The 20,639-nt window shown below is 68.4% G+C and carries 12 protein-coding genes; 6 read left to right on the top strand and 6 right to left on the bottom strand.

Translation table 11 applies throughout. From position 1 onward, the window contains the following. Positions 1–5: 5 nt before the first annotated feature. Positions 6–1,508 (bottom strand): family 43 glycosylhydrolase, encoded by a 1,503-nt coding sequence (locus ABT147_RS24285; protein ID WP_351409528.1) that lies wholly within the window; start codon positions 1,506–1,508, stop codon positions 6–8. A gap of 216 nt (positions 1,509–1,724) precedes the next feature. Here ABT147_RS24285 and ABT147_RS24280 point away from each other — a divergent pair, with 216 nt between their 5' ends. Next, a complete protein-coding gene (locus ABT147_RS24280; protein WP_351409525.1) occupies positions 1,725–2,582 on the top strand; it encodes an LLM class F420-dependent oxidoreductase in 858 nt (285 codons plus the stop codon). A 167-nt stretch (positions 2,583–2,749) separates the two neighbouring features. Here the strand turns inward: ABT147_RS24280 and ABT147_RS24275 are convergent, their stop codons facing one another. Next, a complete protein-coding gene (locus ABT147_RS24275; RefSeq protein ID WP_351409523.1) occupies positions 2,750–4,003 on the bottom strand; it encodes a TolB family protein in 1,254 nt (417 codons plus the stop codon). Positions 4,004–4,158: 155 nt separating this feature from the next. Between ABT147_RS24275 and ABT147_RS24270 the strand changes: the two genes are divergently transcribed. Next, the gene (locus ABT147_RS24270; RefSeq protein ID WP_351409521.1) at positions 4,159–4,815 is read left to right on the top strand and encodes a maleylpyruvate isomerase N-terminal domain-containing protein; all 657 of its coding nucleotides are present in this window, start codon (positions 4,159–4,161) and stop codon (positions 4,813–4,815) included. A gap of 26 nt (positions 4,816–4,841) precedes the next feature. Here the strand turns inward: ABT147_RS24270 and ABT147_RS24265 are convergent, their stop codons facing one another. Beyond that, positions 4,842–5,636, bottom strand: coding sequence for an ABC transporter permease (locus tag ABT147_RS24265; RefSeq protein WP_351409519.1), 795 nt, complete (start codon positions 5,634–5,636; stop codon positions 4,842–4,844). Then, positions 5,636–6,547 carry an ATP-binding cassette domain-containing protein gene (locus tag ABT147_RS24260; RefSeq protein WP_351409692.1) on the bottom strand — a complete coding sequence of 304 codons (912 nt, stop codon included), beginning with the start codon at positions 6,545–6,547 and terminating at the stop codon, positions 5,636–5,638. The genes ABT147_RS24265 and ABT147_RS24260 overlap by 1 nt, the downstream gene beginning before the upstream one ends. A 195-nt stretch (positions 6,548–6,742) precedes the next feature. On the opposite strand from ABT147_RS24260, the gene ABT147_RS24255 reads away from it, so the two are divergent. Further along, a complete protein-coding gene (locus tag ABT147_RS24255) occupies positions 6,743–8,083 on the top strand; it encodes a sensor histidine kinase (RefSeq protein ID WP_351409516.1) in 1,341 nt (446 codons plus the stop codon). Continuing rightward, the gene (locus tag ABT147_RS24250) at positions 8,080–8,787 is read left to right on the top strand and encodes a response regulator (RefSeq protein WP_351409514.1); all 708 of its coding nucleotides are present in this window, start codon (positions 8,080–8,082) and stop codon (positions 8,785–8,787) included. Before ABT147_RS24255 ends, ABT147_RS24250 begins: the two co-directional genes overlap by 4 nt. 97 nt (positions 8,788–8,884) lie before the next feature. Here the strand turns inward: ABT147_RS24250 and ABT147_RS24245 are convergent, their stop codons facing one another. Then, positions 8,885–10,750 carry a DNA/RNA helicase domain-containing protein gene (locus ABT147_RS24245; protein WP_351409513.1) on the bottom strand — a complete coding sequence of 622 codons (1,866 nt, stop codon included), beginning with the start codon at positions 10,748–10,750 and terminating at the stop codon, positions 8,885–8,887. A gap of 159 nt (positions 10,751–10,909) precedes the next feature. Continuing rightward, positions 10,910–12,001 carry a beta family protein gene (locus ABT147_RS24240; RefSeq protein ID WP_351409510.1) on the bottom strand — a complete coding sequence of 364 codons (1,092 nt, stop codon included), beginning with the start codon at positions 11,999–12,001 and terminating at the stop codon, positions 10,910–10,912. A gap of 297 nt (positions 12,002–12,298) precedes the next feature. On the opposite strand from ABT147_RS24240, the gene pglW reads away from it, so the two are divergent. Together pglW and pglX are read left to right on the top strand one after the other, a co-directional pair. Then, positions 12,299–17,002, top strand: coding sequence for a BREX system serine/threonine kinase PglW (gene pglW / locus ABT147_RS24235; RefSeq protein WP_351409508.1), 4,704 nt, complete (start codon positions 12,299–12,301; stop codon positions 17,000–17,002). Beyond that, the gene (gene pglX, locus ABT147_RS24230) at positions 16,999–20,631 is read left to right on the top strand and encodes a BREX-2 system adenine-specific DNA-methyltransferase PglX (protein ID WP_351409506.1); all 3,633 of its coding nucleotides are present in this window, start codon (positions 16,999–17,001) and stop codon (positions 20,629–20,631) included. The genes pglW and pglX overlap by 4 nt, the downstream gene beginning before the upstream one ends. The last annotated feature ends 8 nt before the right edge of the window (positions 20,632–20,639 follow it).

Below are 20,639 nucleotides of genomic sequence, written 5' to 3'. Positions count from 1 at the left end.
GGAGATCAGGCGGTCGTGGGGACGAGCCGCCACTGCTGGCAGTTGTTGTTGAGCCAGGACCACTGGCGTACGTCGGCGCCGTTGGCGGTGGAGCAGTCGGCGACGTCCAGGACCTTGCCGGTGGAGGCGTTGACGATCCGGACGTGGTCGCCGCCGAGGTAGACCATGCGGAACTTCTGGCAGTCGTTGTTCAGCCAGGACCACTGCCGGATGTCGGTGCCGTCGGCGCTCGCGCAGTCGGCGACGTCGGCGACCTTGCCGGTGGCGACGTTCACCAGGCGGCTGGTGTCGTCGGCGCGGTCCTCGATACGCCACTTCTGGTTGGCCCCGCCGCTGCAGGTCCACTGGAGGATGTTGGTCCCGTCGGCCGTGTTGCCGCCGTTGACGTCCAGGCACTTGCCGCTGTTGCGGTTGACGATCGTGTACGCGGTCGGCGTCGTCGCCGTCTCACCGGAGGGCCCGGCGAGGGTCGTGCCGAGGGCGACCGGGGTGCCGAAGTTCGGGGTGCCGTCCGCGTTCCAGGTGAACTTCTGGGCTCGGGTCGTCCGGCCGTTGTCGCAGCCGTCGCTCGCCGCGTCGTTCGCGTGGTAGACGATCCAGTTCTCGGTGCCGTCGGGCGAGGTGAAGAACCCGTTGTGGCCGGGCGCGTACACGCTGTTGGCGTCGCTGCGCTGGAAGACCGGCGTCTGCTTCTTCGTCCAGGAGGAGGCGAGCAGCGGGTCGGACCCGGTCAGCTCCAGCTGGCCGAGCTTGTAGTCGGGGCCCCAGCAGGCGCTCGCGGAGTAGATGAGGAAGGTCCGGCCGTTGCGATAGAGCGGCTCGGGCCCCTCGTTCACCTCACCGCTCTGGGTCTCCCAGCTAAGGGTCGGGCTGGAGATGACGGTGAAGGTGTTGCTCGCGAGCGTGTACGGGTTGGTGAGCGGCGCGATGACGAGGCTCTGCTTGCTGCCGCCGGCCGAACCGCTGCCGACCAGGTACAGCTTGTTGTTGTGCTTGAGCACGCTGACGTCGATCAGCCAGCCGCCCGGGTTCAGGTTGGACCCGGCGAGGGTGTTCTTGAAGGTGTACGGCCCCATCGGGTCGGACCCGGCGCTCTCCAGCACATGGGTGCGCTGGCTGTCGCAGCAGGCGGTGCCGCGCGGCCCGGCGGAGTAGTAGAGGTACCACTTGCCGTCGAAGAAGTGGATCTCCGGGGCCCACATGTTCCAGTTGCGGCTGCTGGTGCTGTCCGACCACACCTGCACGCTGGGCGCGGTGTTCAGCCCGGCCAGCGTGGGCGACTTCCGCATGGTCAGTTCACCGGTGAACGAGGTCGTCACCAGGTAGTAGTTGCCGTTGTAGTACTCCAGCCACGGGTCGGCGCCCTTCTGGGACTTGACCGGGTTGGTGAACGGCTTGCCGTCGGCAGCGGCGGCGGGCGCCGCCGGCTGGACGGCGAGGAGCGACGCGAAGAGGGCCAGCAGCGCGGCCCCCAATGTCACCCAGTGACGGACTTGAACACGGAACAAGGCAAGTCCCTTCGGGGAGCGGCTCAGGAGGGGGGTCGGGGAGGGGCGGAGAATGGGGGTGGGCGATGGGGAGGGATTGTTCGAAATTGCGAACGTTGTGCGTAACTTCGGCCAGAAGGTAAAGGTGAGGCAGGAGGGACGTCAATGGATGCGACACGATTTGATGCCGACGAGCCCACCGGAATAGATCATGGAGGGGGGCGGGTTGGCGTTTGCATGGTGAAACAGGACCTGGGTCGATACGGCATCTGGAGCATCGGACTACGGACGGAGGACCCCGCCCGACGCACTGAACTCGCCGAGGCGGCCGCGGAGTTGGAGGAACTCGGCTTCGGTACGGCCTGGCTGGGCGGCAGCACCGGCGTACACCACGCCGTACCGCTCCTCGAAGCGACCTCGCGGCTCGCCGTCGCCACCGGCATCCAGAGCATCTGGCAGCACGAGGCCGCCGGCACGGCCGTACGCTTCGCCGAACTGGACGCCGCCCACCCCGGCCGCTTCCTCCTCGGCCTCGGGGTGAGCCACGCGAAGCTCACGGAGCAGTACCGGCGCCCGTACGCGGCGATGGTCGACTACCTCGACGCCCTGGACACGGCCGGGGTCCCCGCCGACCGCCGGATACTGGCCGCACTCGGCCCGAAGATGCTCCGCCTCTCCCGCGACCGGGCGGCCGGCACCCACCCGTACCTGGTGACCCCGGAACACACGGCCGAGGCCCGCGAGGCGCTGGGCGAAGGCCCACTGCTGGCACCGGAGCTGAAGCTGATCCTGGACACCGACGCCGACCGCGCCCGGACCCTCGCCCGCGCCCACCTGGCCTTCTACCTGACCCTGCCGAACTACACGAACACCTTCCTCCGCCTCGGCTTCACCGAGTCCGACCTCACGGACGGGGGCAGCGACCGGCTCATCGACGCGGTGTACGCGTGGGGTGACGACGACCGGATCCGGTCGCGGGTGGACGAGTTCCACACGGCGGGGGCGGACCATGTGGCGCTGCAGGTGATCGACGGGCGGCCGGATGACGTACTGCCCCGGAAGGCGTGGCGACGGGTGGCCGAAATGGTGAACTGAGGCATGAACACCGACAACAGGAACCATGAGGGGAACCTGCTGGGGGTGGGGGAGCTGGTGGGCTGAGCGGGGGCGGCTTGAAGGCCGACGCGTGGCGGGGACATCTTGAAGGGCGACGCGTGGCGGGGGCGGCTCGCGCGGGCCGCCCCCGCCCCGTACCCCGTGACTCAGCGCAAGGTGCGGACGAACACATCCCCGATCAGGTTCGTGTCCTCGGGCACCAGACCGGGGTAGTACGAGTCGAAGACGGCCGTGGACTCGTCCGTGCTCAGCGCCGCCCGCCCCACGGTGAGGGGTTTGCCGTCCTGCCCCGGTGACAGCAGTTCCTCCTGCCCGGTGCACAGATCGCGCAGGATCAGCCCGAGCGAGCGGCGGTCGGCGTCCGCCGTGTTGAGCAGCAGCTTCGAACCGTTCGCGGACAGGTCCGACACCTGAGTGAGATCGGTCGGAGCATGGCCGTCGTACCGCCGGAGCGTGCCGGTACGCAGATCACGGACGAAGGCGTTCCAGGACGTGGCGGTGTTCCCGTTGGGATCGGTACCGGGCACCAGGTTCGTGGCCACCGAGTTGAACCCGACCTTGGAGCCGTCGGCGCTCAGCACCGGAGCGATCGCCGACCTGTCGGCCGCCGCCCCGTCGTAGGTGGCGTCGGCGTGCACGGTACGTCCGCTCTTCCGGTCGTAGACGAGGATGTCGCCCTGGTCGTCGGCAGAGGGCCCGGAGTAGCCCTCCAGATAGGCGACCTTGCGCCCGTCGGCACTCATCGAGATCTGGTCGCACCGATGGAAGTCCTTGGACCCGTCCGAGTCCCGGCTGACCCGCCGCACCTCCTGCGTCTCCCGATCCACCAGCATCACCCGGCAGGCGAACGCCCCGTTCGGATCGGCGGCGGGCCGGGCGACGAAGGCGACGTACCGCCCGTTCGCGCTGATGGGCGCGATGCCGTACGACACCTGGTAGCCGTCGCCCATCGCGGGCGCCAGCCGCTCGACGGTCCCGGTGCTCAGATCCATGATGTGGACGGAGGACGTGGCGGTCGTGGTCGAGTACGACCCGAAGGTCAAGTACCGCCCCGAGTCGGACAGTTGAGGAGTCGAGGTCGTCTCCCCCGCCACCACCACACGCCGCAACGGCTCCCCGGGCCCCGTCCGGTAGTACACGCTGTTCCGCACATCCGTACCGGGCCCGAGATTGGTCGCCGACGACACGAAGGCGACGACACGCCCGTCCGCGCTGACCACGGGGTCGGTGGAGTGGCCGTTGCCGCCGGTGGCGCCGTCGGGGGCCACACTGATCCGCTCGGTACGCGGCACGACACCGGGCGCCTCATCACCGGTCGCCGCCTGCGCGGGCCAGGCGGGAGTCACGACGGCGGCGACCAGGACGGCATTCACGAGGACGCGTAAGGAAGGTCTTCTCAACTTGCTCTCCCCCTTCGACCGAGGGACAGCCACAGCCGCCCCCTGCCTCCCCGCCGCCCCGGCCCTGCGCAGAGGCCTCACGAGGATGCAGGCGATGAAAGCGCGCCACCGGCCATGGGTCAATGCATTCGACTACCTTCAACTACCTTGCGGGGGTGGATCTTTTCTCACACACGTGGACCGCGCTGCGCACGACGGTCGCCGACCTCAAGGACAAGGACTTCGAACGGCCGTCGGGCTGCACCGGCTGGCTCGTGAGGGACTTGGTGTGCCACCTGATCATCGACGCACAGGACGTCCTGATCACCCTGGTGACCCCCACGGAAGCCGAACCCACGGTCGACGCGACGACGTACTGGCACGTCACGAACTCACCCCCCACCGGCGAGGACCCCCTCGACGCCCTGACCGTCCGCCTGGCCGCCGCGTACGAGGACATGGCCCTCCTCAAGTTCCACCTGGACGACGTGGGCTCCGCCGCCGGCCGCGCCGCCCGACTCGCCGCCCCCACCGCCCGGGTGAGCACCCAGGACCAGGTCCTCACAGACGGGGACTACCTCACGGCGTACGTCCTGGAATGGACCCTGCACCACCTGGACCTCGTCGCCCACCTTCCGGGGCTCCCGGGGCCGCCGGCGGAAGGTCTGGCGCACTCCCGGGCGGCGCTGGAGAGGATCGCGGGCGGGGCGTTCCCCGCCTCGTTCGGCGACGGGGACGCGCTCCTGGTGGGCACAGGGCGCAGGGAGCCGACGGAGGGAGAGCGGGCTGAACTCGGCTCGTCGGCCGCCGAGTTGCCGCTCGTTCTCGGCTGAGCAACGCCGCCTCCCTGGCTGATGGCTCATACGTCCCGGGTACGCAGCGCGACATACCCGGCGACGGTCGCGGCCCCCGTCCACGCGACGAGCACGGTCAGCCCGGCGCCCGCCGAAAGGGTCGACCCACCCTGCTCCGTCACCTCCATGAGCTGCGCGCCCGCCTGGGTGGGGAGGTGGTACGCGATCCTCCTGAGGCCGGGGATGTTGAGCATGAGGGTCGGCAGGACGAAGTGGAAGGGGATCAGGACACCGAGGGACATCGCGGGGCTGCGCAGCACGACCGCCACTCCGGCGCTGAAGAGGGTGACGAGGGTCAGCTGGACGACCGCGCCCACGAGCGCCCACGGCACCCCCGGGCTGTCCAGCGGCACTCCGATGGGGCCGAGGGCCCGTTCGGAGGCGAGAAAGGCGACGGGCACGGTGAGGAGCGACACCGCGAGCGCCAGGCCGCCGCCGACGGTGAGCTTGGCCCCGTAGAGCAGACCCCGCCGGGGCACGGCCACGAGCGAGGTCCGGATCATGCCGCTCGTACCGCCGGAGTGCCCGCCCGAGTGTTCACCGGAGACAAGCAGGACGGCGAAGACCACCAGCGCCAACTGCCCCATGCCCACCCCGACGAACCCGGAGTCGGCCGGATGGAAGTCGGGCCGTACGAGGGGGCTGTCCTCGGCGATCGCCTTCTTGACGGAGAGGCAGTTGACGACACCGACTCCGACGCTGATCAGGAAGGTGAGCAGAAGTGTCCAGGCGGTGGACCGGACGGTGCGCGCCTTGGTCCACTCGGAACGGACGACGGCGGTGAGGGCGTTGGTCGTCATCACCGGCCGCCTCCCGCCCGGAACTCGGCCGCCCGCGCGGTCAGCCGCATGAAGGCCTCCTCCAACGAGCCGTGTTCGGCGGCCAGTTCATGGACGGGCACCCCATGGGCGGAGGCGATACCGCCGACGGTCGGCGCGTCCACACCCAGAACCAGCACGGTCCCGTCGGCCTGTTCGTGACAGCTGATGCCCTTCCCCGACAACAGCGACATCAGCCGCTCGCCCTCCGGGGTCCGGACCCTGACCTTCGACACGGAGTGGTCCTCGATGAAACTGTTCATGTCGGTGTCGGCGAGGAGCCGCCCCTGCCCGACGATGACGAGATGATCGGCGGTCTGCGCCATCTCGCTCATCAGATGGCTGGACAGGAACACGGTCCGCCCCTCCACGGCCAACTCCCTGACCAGGGTACGGATCCAGCGCACGCCGTCCGGGTCCAGCCCGTTGACGGGTTCGTCGAACAGCAGGATGTCGGGCTCCCCGAGCAGCGCGGTGGCGATCCCCAGCCGCTGCCCCATCCCGAGCGAGAACCCACCGACCCGCCTTCCCGCGACCCCGTCCAGCCCGGTCTGCGCGAGCACCTCCCCCACCCGCCGCTTCGGCAGCCGATTGCTCTCGGCGACGCACAACAGGTGGTGATAGGCGGTACGTCCGGGATGCGCGGCCTTGGCCTCCAGCATGGCTCCCACCGTTCGCAACGGCTCTCGCAGTTCCCCGTACCGGCGTCCGTTCAGCAACACTTGTCCGCCGTCGGGCCTGTGCAGCCCGACCATGGCCCGCATCGTCGTCGACTTCCCGGCTCCGTTCGGCCCGAGAAACCCGGTGACACGCCCCGGTTCGGCCCGGAAGGAGAGCCGGTCGACGGCGAGGGCCGCGCCGTACCGCTTGGTCAGATCCTGTACATCGATCACACCGTTCATGCCAACGAGCCTGTCGCCCAAGGAGGTTCGGCACATCGGACCGCAGTCCACGTCCCGCCCGGACCTCCAACCAGGCCGTATACCCCAGGCCGTATGCCCGAGGTCGTATACCCGAGGTCGTATGCCCCTGGTCGTATGCCCCAGGTCCGATGCGCTCTCGCCCTCTCCCGCTCTACGCTCATCCAGATGCCCACCCCCGACTCGACCGCACGCTTCCCGCACCAGCTCGGCCGCCGCCAACTGATCGCACTGGACGGGGTGGCCGCGCTCGCGTACATCGCCTTCCTTCTGCCGTTGGTGGTCGCCGAGGAGAGCGGCGCGGGGCGCGTCCCCCTGTGGGTACGGTGCACGCTGGTCGCGGCGGCGGGGGTACCGCTGGCCGCGCGCCGCGTCCGGCCCCGCCCGGTGTTCGCCCTCGTCCTGACCGCCACGCTGCTCCAGGTACTCCTCGGCCTCGCCATGGACCCCTTCGTCGCCGCGGCCTACGCGCTGTACCCCCTGGCGCTGACGACGACGTCGCAGCGGCTGATCCCGACGCCGGCGGTGGCCATGGCCTGCGCGACGGTCGTCCTGTTCGGAATGGTCGCGGGCTCGCCCCAGGGTTGGCAGCACGGAGTCGGCTTCCTCGTGGTCGGCGCGGCGGTCCTCGGAGCCGTGTGGACGACGGCGTTCGCGGTACGGGGACGCCGGACCTTGGCACGCGTGGAGGCGGCCCGCCGCGAGGAACAGGCCGTACACCGCGAACGCCTGCGCATCGCCCGCGAACTCCACGACGTCGTCACCCACACCATGGGCCTCATCACGGTGAAGGCGAGCGTCGCCAACCACGTCCTGGCGGCCCGCCCCGAGGAGGCGCACGACGCGCTCAAGGTCATCGAGACGGTCAGCCGGGAGGCGATGACGGAGATGCGGGGCATCCTGCGGGTGCTGCGCGTGCCGCCGACCGACGACCCGAACGGCGAATCGAACGGCGAATCGAGCGACGACCCGAGCGGTGACACGAGCGGCGAACGGGGCGGGCAACGGGGCAGCGGTCGAGGGGGCGAACGAGTCGGTGAACGAGTCGGTGAACGAAACGACGAACGAAACGATGAAGCAGTCGACTTGGCCCCTGCACCGGGCCTGTCCGACGTGCCCGCACTCGTCCGGCGGGCCGAACACGCCGGTGTGCGGGTCGAGTTGACCATGAGCCCGCGCTGCCAGGTACCGGACGGGGTCGGCCTGGCGGGCTACCGCATCGTGCAGGAGGCTCTCACCAACGTGATGACCCACGCCGCCCCGACAAGCTGCACGGTCCGGATCGAAGCAACCGCGTCCGACCTACGCATGGAGATCCACGACGAGGGTCCACCCACCCGGGGCCGAGCCCGCCCACGCCCCCGACCGGGCGGCGGCCACGGCATCACGGGAATGCGCGAGCGAGCCAAGCTGTACGGCGGCACGCTCACGGCCGCCCCGCACCGAGCCGGAGGCTTTCAGGTGACCGCACACCTCCCCTTTCCCCCGAAGCCCTCGGAGACCCTGTGACGACGCCCGGCTCCTCGCCCACCACCCGCATCCTGATCGCCGAGGACCAGGCCCTGCTGAGCGGCAGCTTCCGCGTACTGATCGACTCGGAACCGGACCTGATCACGGTGGGCGAGGCGGCCACCGGCGCCCAAGCCGTCGCCATGGCCCGCACCGAACACCCCGACCTCGTCCTGATGGACATCCGTATGCCCGAGCTGGACGGCATAGAGGCGACCCGCCGCATCTGCGCCTCCCCGCTCACCGCCGACGTACGGGTCCTCATCCTCACCATGTTCGACCTGGACGACTACGTCTTCGCCGCCCTCCGAGCAGGCGCCAGCGGCTTCCTCCTCAAGGACACCCCGCCACCCGACCTCCTCAACGCCATCCGCGTGATCACAGGCGGCGACGCCCTCCTCGCCCCCTCGGTGACCCGCCGCCTGATAACGGAGTTCTGCCGCCGCCCGACGGAGCCTGGATCCGGGTCCGGACCCTCACCCAGTGGCCCGGCCGGAGTCACCGACCGCGAACGCGAGGTCCTCCTCCTCATCGCCAACGGCCTGTCCAACACGGAGATCTCCACCCGCCTGCACCTCAGCCCCGGCACGGTGAAGACCCACATAGGCCGCCTCCTCACCAAGCTCGACGCCCGCGACCGCGCCCAACTCGTCATCACGGCCTATGAATCCGGGCTGGTCCGGCCTGCGGGAAGGCGCGGGTAAGTCTCCTCAGGCTTTACTGCCCGCCCCTGATTGAACAACCTTCCCTTCACTGACCCCCGAAGCCACTCGGCGCCGCACCGCCTCACGTACAGACTCGTCAGCGCCCCGTTACGAGTGTGCGGAGCATCTCGCGCGTCTCTCTATCTGTCGAGAAGAGCACTGTGCCCCGCATTCCTCGGGTGAGCAGGACTTTGTAGGTGTTGCGTATGAGGTAAGCGAAGTCCTCTGGCGGAGCGCCGGCGACCGCACCGTCCTTGCTGGCGTTCCTGTTAGCGCTCCAAGTGCCGTCGCGCCACACCAGGTCGGGTCCGAGGATCACACCGTTCCAGTCGTACTCGAAGCCCTGGGCCGTGTAGATGCATCCGACTTGGGAGAAACCGGCCGGGTCAGTGGCCCACAGGTTCTTGGACGGGAAGCCGCCGACGGGACGATCGCCCTTGGCGTTCCATGGGCGCGCCCAGCCCCATTCAGCGAGATCGACGTCGTCGACGAGTTCGATGAATTTCCGGCCGGCACCCAGCACGGGGTCGCTCCAGGGCCAGCAGAAGCCGGCGGTCATACGAGCCTGCTCGCCACCCTCTTGGCGAGAGCGAAGAACGGCTTCGAGTTCCTGCGGCGTTTCCGCCACCTGGACCATGAACCGGTCATCTCCTCCCCACCGCACGGGCCCACCGGGCCGTAGCCCCAGAAGGCGCAGCACCCACTCCTCGTAGGCTCGGCTCCCGCCACAACGGAACTGGGCGTCGAGACGCACATGACGAACGGGCAGGTTCATGGCTTTGGCGGCCTCGTCGATCACCGCGACATCGCATCTCTCCCCCGGGCGTACGACCTGCTCCTGGTCAAGGAGGAAGACCGGTACGCGGGCGGCCTCGAGGAGGGTTTCGACCTGACGGCGGTATCCACGTATGTGGTTCGCGGGGCGCCGGGAGGGCTCCCGTATGCGGTGCGCTTCGTCGCAGATCAGTACGTCGATGCCGTTCTTCGGTGCCTTGGTGAAGTCATTGAAGTAGCGGAACAGGTTACGGACTCGGGCGTCGTCTCCTCCCGCGACCTCCTGCAGCGTCGTGGTGAAGGACTTGGATCCGGTGGCGTGCAGGGCGGAGAGGCCATTCCGGTACAGCTCTCCCAGCAGTTCGAGGGCTATGACACTCTTTCCGGATCCGGGCCCGCCAATGACGACGATGACTTCCTTGACCTCGGACTGCCTGGCCTTCTTCACCGCGCGCATGACGAGGGAGTAGGCGATCTGCTGCTCGTTGAGCAGGTTGAAGTGGCCACGCTCCGCGATCTCCTCGGCGGCGACGGCCATGAGCCGCTTGCTCGGGGAGACGGATTCCGGACGCAGGCCATCGGCCGCCTCCGCCCCGGAAACGGGCGCGAGCCGCTCGGCGAGGTACCTCTGGAACTTCGCTCGACTGGAGCCCGTGAAGAGTCGCCCGTGCGCGTCGGCGAGGAAGGTGAAGAGCTGGTGGACACCGTCGTCCGTGGCGTTGTGCAGATAGGCGGCACCGCTGATCCGGTGCTCGTGGCCGTGCAGCGACTCGGTGAAGTCGGCGATGTGGTCGCAGTAGCGTCGGACTTGGGCGACGGGGTGCAGACGGGCCACGTTGTCACGCATGCTCTCGATCAGCACGAGGTCTTCGGTGTCGGCGATGGAACTGGCTTCGGACCACTGCTTGAGTTCGACTGCCACATACGACGGTTCCCCGGTCGCGGGGTGGACGCCGCAGAGGAGGGCATCCACCCGGTAACTGGACAGCGGGACCGGGTATTCGACCAGGACCTCGACGTCTCCGAGCCCGGCGTCCACGAGCGTGTCGGCGAGAACGGGAAGGCTGTTCCGCCAGGATCGCTGCTCGCTCTCGCTTGTCTCGTATCCGTGCGCGACTCGGAATCGCCAGGACAACTTCTCCCCGAGTGTGCCGGCGGCGGATTCCTTGACGAGGTCATGGGCGGACATACGCAGCAAAGACAATGGAGGTTCCCGGCAGGATGAAGAGACCTGTGCGGGCCAAGGCGTGGCGCACATCCGTGCGAAAGCCCGGCGGGCCGCAAGAACGAGATTCACCCTAACGGGTGAAACCTCGATCGAGGGTGCGATAAACAGCCTGTGGCTGACTCATCGGGCCAGACTGTGCGCGACAAGACTCAGATGCTGGATATGCCCGATCTGAATCCATTTCTCAGCGCTGCCCGCATGGCGCGGCCCACTGCCGTACGCGCATGCGTGCAGCCAGCGCTCCGCCTCACTGACACCGGAGCCGCCCAGGCCCCGGAAGTCGTCCGACTCCACGATCCAGCGGGTCATGGCGCGAGCCCGCTCGACGTGGTCCGGACCTCTCGTGGGCGCCCTGGCGATGAGAAAACCGTCGGGTGTCGTATAGCGCAGCAGGCCCCATCCCGGGCCCGGCTGCCTGATGGCTGGGATGTTCGCTCGGCAGGCGTGCTCCACCGAATAGTCCCCGTAGTCGATGGTTCTCGGGAACTCGGGGCGGGCTTCTCGCAGCGAACGGTGGAGTTGCCGCTCGTATCGCTCGGCAGCACGGGTGGGCTGCACGTCGAGATCTTGCACGGCGCGAGGAAACGCGCCGGCGGCAAGGACTATCCGGCGCCATGCGACCAGGGAGCCGAAGAGGTCGAGGCCCGCGAGAGCTCTCTTGCCGGATTCGACCGCGTCCGCGATCGGACCCACGTCGAGGAGGAGATCGAGTCGTGAGGGAGGCAGGCACAAGCGGTCGATCAACTGCGAGAGCCGCGCTTGCCGGCCATCGTCGGGCGGTTCATCGAGCTGGACCCGTATGCCCAGACCCAGGCCGCTCAGGAAGGCAAGGTCGGCGGCGGACCGCTGGTGTTCCGGCGCTCGTTCCGGGCCGGTGACGAGCCGAAGGCTGCTCCTGGTCGCCAGCCGCCACAGGCTCTGGGCGGAGCCGTCGACGAGGCGTTCGACATGGGTCGCGTCCAGCCAGCCGCCCAGACCGTCCATGGCCTCGATGAGACCGTCGATGCGCGGAGTCAGCCAGCGTTCCAGTTCCAGTTCGTCCGGGTCGGGGTCGGGCACCATCGGTCGTCCTCGGGGACGCTCTGGCCCGGTGCGCGGCACGACCGTCCACAGGGGTGCCATCCGTCGCCTCAGGTGAAGATCCACGTGCGAGTAAGCCGTGACTGCTGCTCGTGTCAATGGCAGTACCGGTACATAGATCGGCTCGACCACCGCGGCGCCCCCGTCGATTCCGCTGTTCTGCCGTATCGCCCCTGATCGAAAGGGTGAGGTGCGTCAGTTGAAACGGAAAGAGCGCAATTCAGGCCAGGGATTCACATTTCTCCGCGATCCGCGTACGGCAGTTGGTCGAAGGACGCGCACATGTCCCGCAGTCGGGGCTCATCCGCAGGAGGTACCCGCTGTCGGTGGCCGCAGCTAGGATTCACCGGGTCCGCGACGTGGCGAAACGGTACGTAAGGCCGGGAGCGGACAGGTACGCGAGTCGGAGTCAAGAGGCGGGGACGGCGCATGCGGCAAGGCCGGTGGACCACGGTCACCGAGTCCGAGTTCGACCATGAACACCGTGGCCTGGAAGCCATCCGGGAGAAGCTGCCGGACGCCGATCCCTGGCGGGCGTGGTCGAACTTCACGTTCACCGCCCACACCGGTCACGTCCGCGAGGTCGACCTCCTCGTCGTCGCCCCCGGCGGCGTCTACATGATCGAGCTCAAGGACTGGCACGGATCCGTGACCAGTGAGAACGGCACCTGGGTGCAGACCACCCCTGGTGGCCATCGTCGCCCGCACGGCAACCCTCTCCACCTCGTCAACAAGAAGGCGAAGGAGCTGGCCGGCCTGCTCGGCCAGAACGGCAGGAGGGTGTGGGTCGGCGAGGCCGTCTGTTTCACCGACGGCGGACTGCGCGTCCGCCTGCCCGCCCACGACCAGAACGGCGTCCACACCGTGGACGAGCTGGTCACGATGCTGAAGCAGCCGCCGCGTGACGAGCGGCGCCGCATCACGGCCGTCGAGTCCCGCGAGATCAGGACCGCCCTCGAACGGATCGGCATCCGGCGCAGTGACGCCGAGTACAAGGTCGGCCCGTACCAACTGGACCGCAAGTCCTTCGACTCCGGCCCGACCTGGGCCGACTACAAGGCGGGCCACAGCGAGCTGCCCGAGGTCGCCCGCGTCCGCGTCTACCTCAGCGAGCGCGGATCGGACGCGTCGATCCGGCGTTCGGTGGAGAACGCGGCCCGCCGTGAGGCCGCCGTACTGCAACGGTTCAAGCACCCCGGCGTCGTCCAGCTCAAGCAGTACTACCCGTCCGGGCACACCGCGGGCCCCGCCCTGATCTTCGACTACGACCCGCGCACCCTCCGCCTGGACGAGTACCTGCTCCAGCACGGCAAGAGCCTCGACATCCTCGGCCGGATGGCGCTGGTCCGCCAGCTCGCCGAGACGATGCGCTCCGCGCACTCCGCCCGCATCCACCACCGGGCGCTGGCCGCCCGTGCCGTTCACGTGATACCCCGCGACCGTGGCCACCGCGGGCAGACGGTCGGTGAGGACGCCGCCTGGCTCACCCCGCGCCTGGAGATCTCCGACTGGCAGATCGCCACCCAGCGCGCCTCCGGTACGGACGGCGACAGCGGGCAGGGCATGACCCGCTTCGCGCCGACCGCCCTCTCGGCGATGCACCTGGCGGAGGGCTCCGACCCGTACTTCGCCCCGGAACTGACCGCTCTCAAGGCCGACCCGGTCTACCTGGACGTGTACGGCCTCGGCGTCCTCACCTATCTCCTGGTCACGGGCAAGGCTCCGGCCGCGAGCCAGGCCGAGCTGCTGGCGCGGCTGGAGGCCGGCGAGGGGCTGCGCCCCAGTTCGCTGGTCGACGACCTCTCCGAGGACATCGACTTCCTGGTGCAGGCGGCGACCGCCTACCGTCCCGGACAGCGCCTGTCCTCCGTGGACGAGTTCCTGGAGATGCTGGAGATCGTCGAGGACGGCCTGACCGCGCCCACCTCTCCGCCCGAGCCCGAACAGGCCGAGGAGGACTCGGAGAAGGACCCGCTGGAGGCCGTGGCGGGCGACGTGCTCGGCGGGCGCTGGGAAGTCCGCCGCCGCCTCGGCACCGGCTCCACCAGCCGGGCCTTCCTCGTCCGCGACCTCCAGGCGGAAGCGCGCAAGACCCGGCCGCTTGCCGTCCTCAAGGTGGCTCTCTCGGACAGCAGGGGCCAGACCCTGGTTCACGAGGCCGAGGTGATGAACCGGCTGCGCCCCGACTCCCGGGTGATCCGGCTCGTCGAGCCGGAACCCCTGCGCATCGGGCCCCGTACGGTCCTCGCGCTGGAGTACGTGGGCGACGAGCGCGAGGCCACCGACCAGGACGCCGAGACCGCCGACTCCGGCACCGGCACGCGTACCCGCCGCCGCGAGGAGACGGTCGCACGCCAGCTGCGTGAACACGGCCGTCTGAAGATGGACCAGTTGGAGGCGTACGGCGACTACCTGTTCGGCGCCGTGGACTTCCTGGAGGGCGAGAGCGTCTGGCACCGCGACATCAAGCCGGACAACATCGCCATCCGCATCCGCCCCAACCGCACCCGCGAGCTGGTCCTCATCGACTTCTCGCTGGCCGGCTACCCGGCGAAGGACTACGAGGCGGGCACCGACGGCTACCTCGACCCGTTCATCGGCACCCTGACCCGCACCGCGTACGACTCGCACGCCGAGCGGTACGCGATCGCCGTCACCCTGCACCAGATGGCCTCGCGCGAGCTGCCCAGGTGGGGCGACGGTTCGGTGCCGCCGAGGATGACGGACCCGAAGGAGTTCCCGTACCCGACCGTCCAGGCCGACGCCTTCGAGCCCGCCGTACGGGACGGTCTCGTCGCCTTCTTCCGCAAGGCACTCCACCGGGACGCGGCGAAGCGCTTCCCCGAGCTGAAGCCGATGCGGGACGCCTGGAAGAAGATCTTCCTGGACGCCTCGCAGACGGTGCCGTCCAGCCACCGCTCCCGACACCCTGAACCCACGCCGCAGGAGACTGTGGCGGGCGAGCGCGCGGCGACGATCGCGGACGCGGAGCCGCTCACCGCCGACGAGCAGCGCGAACGCCTGGCGGCGGCGGTCACCCGCGAAACCCACCTGTCCGCCGCCGGTCTCACCCCGGCGGCGGAGGCCTTCCTCTACAGCCTCGAGATCACCACCGTGGGCGGCCTCCTCGACTACAGCCGCAGCAAGCTCCTCAACGCCCCCGGTCTCGGCACCAAGACCCGCACCGAGGTGCAGCGCCGCCAGCGCCAGTGGGGCAAGCTGCTGCGCGAGGCACCGCTCTCCCCGCTCACCCCGAAGGGCCGCGCGGAGGCAAAGGAGGAACTCGCCCAGCTCACCGCCACCGAGTCGGCGGTCGCCGGAGCCCTGGCCGTGGGCGAGGGAGCGGCGGGTCTGAGCGAGTCCGCGTTGCGGTCGCTCAGCCTCGACCTCCTCGCCACGCTCTTCGTCCCGGAGCTGAACAACAACCGCTCCAACAGCAACAAGGTCGAGATGGTACGGCTGTTGCTGCGCCTGCCGGACGAGCGCGGCGAGCTGCCCGGCATCGGTGTCTGGCCCAAGCAGAAGGACGTCGCGGAAGCGCTCGGCCTGTCCGCCGGGCGCATCCCGCAGATGCTGAAGGAGGAGCGCAAGCGCTGGAAGAAGCACCCGGCGGTCCAGTCCCTCCGGGACGAGATCGTCGGCCTGCTGGTGGGCCTCGGCCGGGTCGCCTCCGCCGTGGAGATCGCCGACGCCCTCGCCGTACGGCGCGGTACGCAGCTGGCGGGCCGCGAACAGCGGCGCGCGCTGGCTCTGGCCGCTGTCCGGGCCGTTGTGGAGGTGGAGCAACTCCAGCCGGAGGAGGCGGAGTTCCAGCATCAGGCCAACCGCAAGGCCACAGAGGACGTCCTGGCGGCGGGCCTGCTCGCGCTGGACGTGCGGGAGGTCGACGCCCCGGACACCCCGACTGCTCCAGGACTCCTCGACTACGCGACCCGCCTGGGCAAGACCGCCGACCGGCTGACCCGCCTGGAGACCCTGCCGACGGCTACGACCGTGCTGAGCGAGCTGAGCGCGCTGACCCCGCCGCCCGGTGTCGTGGACTGGGACGAGCGCCGACTGGTCGAACTGGCCGCCGCCGCGTCGGTGAACGCGGCGGCCACGCCTCGCCTGGAGATCTACCCGCGCGACCTGTCCCTGGTACGGGCCCTGCGCCTCACCCAGGCCGGCCTGGTACGGCTGATCCCGGGCGTACCGGAGGCCCGTCAGCCGGGTCTGACGGGCGAGGACGTCCACGAGCGGGTCCGGGCCCGCTTCCCGGAGCTGGTCATCAGGACGGTCCGGGGCACGAGCACGCACGAGCTGCCAACCGGCGGCCCGCTGACCAAGGCACTGCGTGACGCCGGCTTCGACCTCACCCTGTCGACGCGCGAGGACACGCGGACGCTCCGCTATCTGCCGACGCGGATGGACAGCGCGTCCAGCTATCTGACCGGCGGGAACTGGCGTCAGTCGACGCAGGCCGGCGCGGTGACGCGCTACTCGGACGACCCGCTCGTGGCGAGCGGGGTCCGCGCGGACGAACGGCTGCTGGCCTCTGCCCGGCGCGACGGCTACCGGGTCCTGACCGTGCACCACGGCCGTACGGTCGAAGCGGTGCGGAGGCTGGCGGGCCACCGCATCGGCGCACAGGCGGTGTCCGTGACCGAACTCTTCCTGGAGTCGATGCACGCGCTGGTCCCCGCGGGTACCAAGCCGACGTGGGAGACGCTACTGAAGGCGGATGTGGCCAAGCCGGGCTCGCGGGGTGCGCTGAAGTTCGGCGAGTACGCGCGGACCGCGTGGGGCACGGTGGAGCCACAGGTACGGGAGCTACTCGCGCCGGGTGCGGGATCGGGTCCGGTCCTGCTGACCGAGGTGGCTGTGTTCGCCCGGTACGACGGGATGGGCGTCCTCGACCGGCTGGCGGAGGCTGCTCGCCAGGGCGGACGCGGGCTGTGGCTCCTGGTGCCACAGGCGGACCCGGGGCGTGAGCCGAAGCTGGGGCACACGGCGGTGGCGTACCAGGCCGGCCTGGGCGAATGGATCGACCTGCCGGACTCGTGGGTGAAGAAGGACTACCTGTCCGGGGTGACGGGCGTGAGTGTTGTGGGCGCGAACGTGAATGTGAACGGCAACGAGGGGGACGACAAGTGATCGACCGCAAGGCTCTGTTGGAAGACCTGAAGCAGCAGGTCAAGGCGGTCGAGACCGACCTCGGCAAGCAGGTCAAGGTGGTGGCGGAGGGCGAGAAACTCCGCGCCGAGTACGACCGCGCGCGCAAGCTGGGCCGTACGGCCGCCACCTGGAACTCCTGGCTGGACGAGCGGGTCACGCAGGTCGCGGTGGCGTGGGTACTGGGGACTGTCTTCGTGCGGTTCTGCGAGGACAACCGGCTGATTCCGGAGCCGTATCTGACGGCGCCGAAGGGGGATCGGCGTGACCTGGCGCTGGCTCGGTTCGAAGAGTACGTCGCGAGGTCGGACGACCCGACCTACCGGGGTTGGCTTGAGCAGGCGTTCGAGGAGCTGGGGGCAGGGCAGGCGGGGCGGTTGCTGTTCGACAAGCGGCACAACCCGCTGTTCCAGATTCCGTTGTCGCACGACGGTGCGCGGGAGTTGGTGGACTTCTGGCGAGGGCGTGATGAGCACGGTGTCCTCGTCCACGACTTCACGGACCCGCTGGAGGAGGACGGAGACGGTACGCGGGGCTGGGACACGCGATTCCTGGGTGACCTGTATCAGGACCTGAGCGAGGCCGCTCGGAAGACGTACGCACTGCTTCAGACGCCGGAGTTCGTGGAGGAGTTCATCCTCGACCGGACCATGGATCCGGCGGTGCGGGAGTTCGGGTACGAAGGCCTGAAGATGATCGACCCCACGTGCGGGTCGGGGCACTTTGTGCTGGGGGCGTTTCGGCGGCTGGTGCGGCTGTGGGGGGAGGGGCGGCCGGGCAAGGACGTGCATGAGCGAGTGCGGGAGGCGCTTGATTCCGTGCACGGGGTGGACTTGAACCCGTTCGCGGTGGCTATTGCTCGGTTCCGGCTGCTGACAGCGGCTATGGCTGCGAGTGGGGTGCCGACGCTGGCGGAGGCGGCCAAGTATGAGTGGCCGATCCATTTGGCGGTGGGTGACTCGCTCATCAAGCACCGGCACAAGCAGGGGAATCTGTTTGATGACTTGGAGGAGGAGGGCGCGGATGAGCTAGCCGACTTCAAGTATGCGACTGAGGATGTGCATGAGCACCCAGATATTTTGGGGCCGGGGCGGTATCACGTAGTGGTGGGGAATCCGCCATATATCACAGTAAAGGACAAGAAGCTTAACGAGCTTTATCGTGGGCTGTACGACGCATGTTCAGGGAAGTACGCCTTGTCGGTTCCCTTTGCTCAGCGGTTTTTTGAGTTGGCGAAGGCGGGGGACGCGGAGAGCGGGCTCGGGTACGGCATGGTCGGGCAGATCACCGCGAACTCCTTCATGAAGCGGGAGTTCGGTACGCGGCTGATCGAGACGTACTTTGGTCATGAGGCAGAGCTGACGGAGATCGTCGATACGTCGGGCGCACATATTCCAGGGCATGGGACACCAACAACAATCTTGGTTGGCAGGCGACGCGGAGGAAGCAACCGGTCAACAACCATCCGCGTCGTGCGCAGCGTGCAAGGCGAACCGTCAACGCCGGAGAATGCTGAAGAGGGCCATGTGTGGCGATCTATCGTCAAGCAAATTGACGCGCCCGGCTCTAACAGCCAGTGGGTCTCCGTTGACGACTTGAGCCGCGAACGCTACTTCGGGAAGCAGCCATGGATCCTGGCTGCTGGCGGTTTGGAGATCAATCAGGCGATCGAATCGAGTGGGGTAAACCGACTTGCAGTCGCCTTGCCCCGTGATATCGGTTTCGCCAGCTTTTCTGGAGCAGATGACGTCTTTTACCTGCCAACTGACTGGCATCGACGATTTTCGACACCCGAAGTTCTGAAGCGCCCAATGGTTGTAGGTGAAGATATCCGCGAATGGAGCACAGACCCTGGATCAGTGGCGCTCACTCCATACACACCTGCAGGCAAACTTGTAGAGCTAGACTCCGCTTCTCCGTGGGGGCGCCATACATGGATTTACAAGCAGATCATGGGACGTCTCACTGACTTCTCCGGAAAATCGCGCTTTGAGGCCAACATCCCGTGGTGGTCTTGGTACCGCTGGGTAGCAGATCGCTACAAGAATCCGAACACGATTGCATTCAGTCATGTCGCTACGCACATGCATGCATCATTTGACGATTCAGGTTTTGCTTACAATCAGCATGCACCAGTGATCAAGTTGCGGGAAGATGCCAGCAAGCAAGAGCATCTCGAACTAGTTGGGCTACTCAACAGCTCTACCGCTGGCTTCTGGCTCAGAATGGTGTGCCATGACAAAGGAAATCGGGGTGGCGAGCGCGGGACAGGGCGGTACGCGTGGGAAAGTTTCTTCGAGTTCAGTGGCACCAACCTCGAGAACTTTCCCTTGCCCGCTTCCTACCCCACGCCCCTTGCCATCGCGCTAGGCACCCTCGCGCAGCAACTCGCCGCATCGAGCCCCTCCGCTTTCGCCACCATGGCCACGCCTACTGCTTCCGCGCTCCGCGAGACCAGCGCCACATGGCACTCCATCCGCGCCCGGATGATCGCCCTCCAGGAGGAGCTGGACTGGCAGGTCTACTCGCTCTACAACCTGTATCTAGAAGACTTGCGTGTCTCAGAGGACCCCGAGTCACCCGACATCCCCGACCTCGCCCTCGGTGAGCGCGCCTTCGAGATCGTGCTCGCGCGGCGCGTAGCAGCAGGCGAGGCCAGTGATGAGTGGTTCAAGCGGCACGGGTCCACGCCCATCACCGAGATCCCCCTCCGCTGGCCTGCCGCCTACCGCGAGGCCGTCCAGAAGCGGATCGATGTCATCGAATCGTCCCGCGCCATCGGCATGGTCGAGCGGCCGGAGTACAAGCGGCGTTGGGCCACCGAAGGGTGGGACGCGCTCCAAGACAAGGCGCTCCGGAGCTGGCTGCTCGACCGCATCGAGGACCGTGCGCACTGGTTCGACGAGAACGGAATGCCCACCCTCGTCACGCTCTCTCGCCTCACCGACAACCTTTCCCGCGACGAGGACTTCGTCTCCGTCTCCAAGATCTACGCGCCCCACAAGGAACTGCCCTCCGTCGTCGCCGAGTTGGTGACCGACGAGCACGTGCCGTTCCTCTCGGCCCTGCGCTACAAGCCCGCTGCCCTCAAGAAGCGCGCGGACTGGGAGCACGTCTGGGATCTTCAGCGGCAGGAGGACGCCGCTCCGGACGAGCCGGCCAAGCGGAAGATCCGGGACACCATCCCCGTACCGCCGAAGTACACCTCGGCCGACTTCCTGCGCCCCTCTTACTGGCGGGCACGCGGCAAGCTGGACGTTCCCAAGGAACGGTTCATCTCCTACGCGCGCACGAACGTGCCGACCCCCGACCTGTACGGCTGGGCGGGCTGGGACCACCGGGAGCAGGCGATCGCGCTCGACACGTACATCGCCACCCACGAGGGCCTGACCACCGAAGAGGTCACCCCGCTCCTCACCGGGCTGCTGGAACTCCAGCCGTGGCTGAACCAGTGGCACAACGAGCCCGATCCGCTCTTCGCCCCGACGCCCGCCAAGTTCTTCGAGAGTGACCGGCAGATGGAGCAGGGCAAGCACGGCCTCACCGACGATGACCTGAGCGCCTGGCGCCCCGCCGCCGCGACCCGAGGACGCCGTACCGCCAAGAAGTAGCCCGCCAA

Source organism: Streptomyces sp. NPDC001868, from assembly GCF_040297125.1.
In the GTDB taxonomy this organism is placed as follows: domain Bacteria; phylum Actinomycetota; class Actinomycetes; order Streptomycetales; family Streptomycetaceae; genus Streptomyces.
This window is presented reverse-complemented; position numbering and strand designations above follow the sequence as displayed.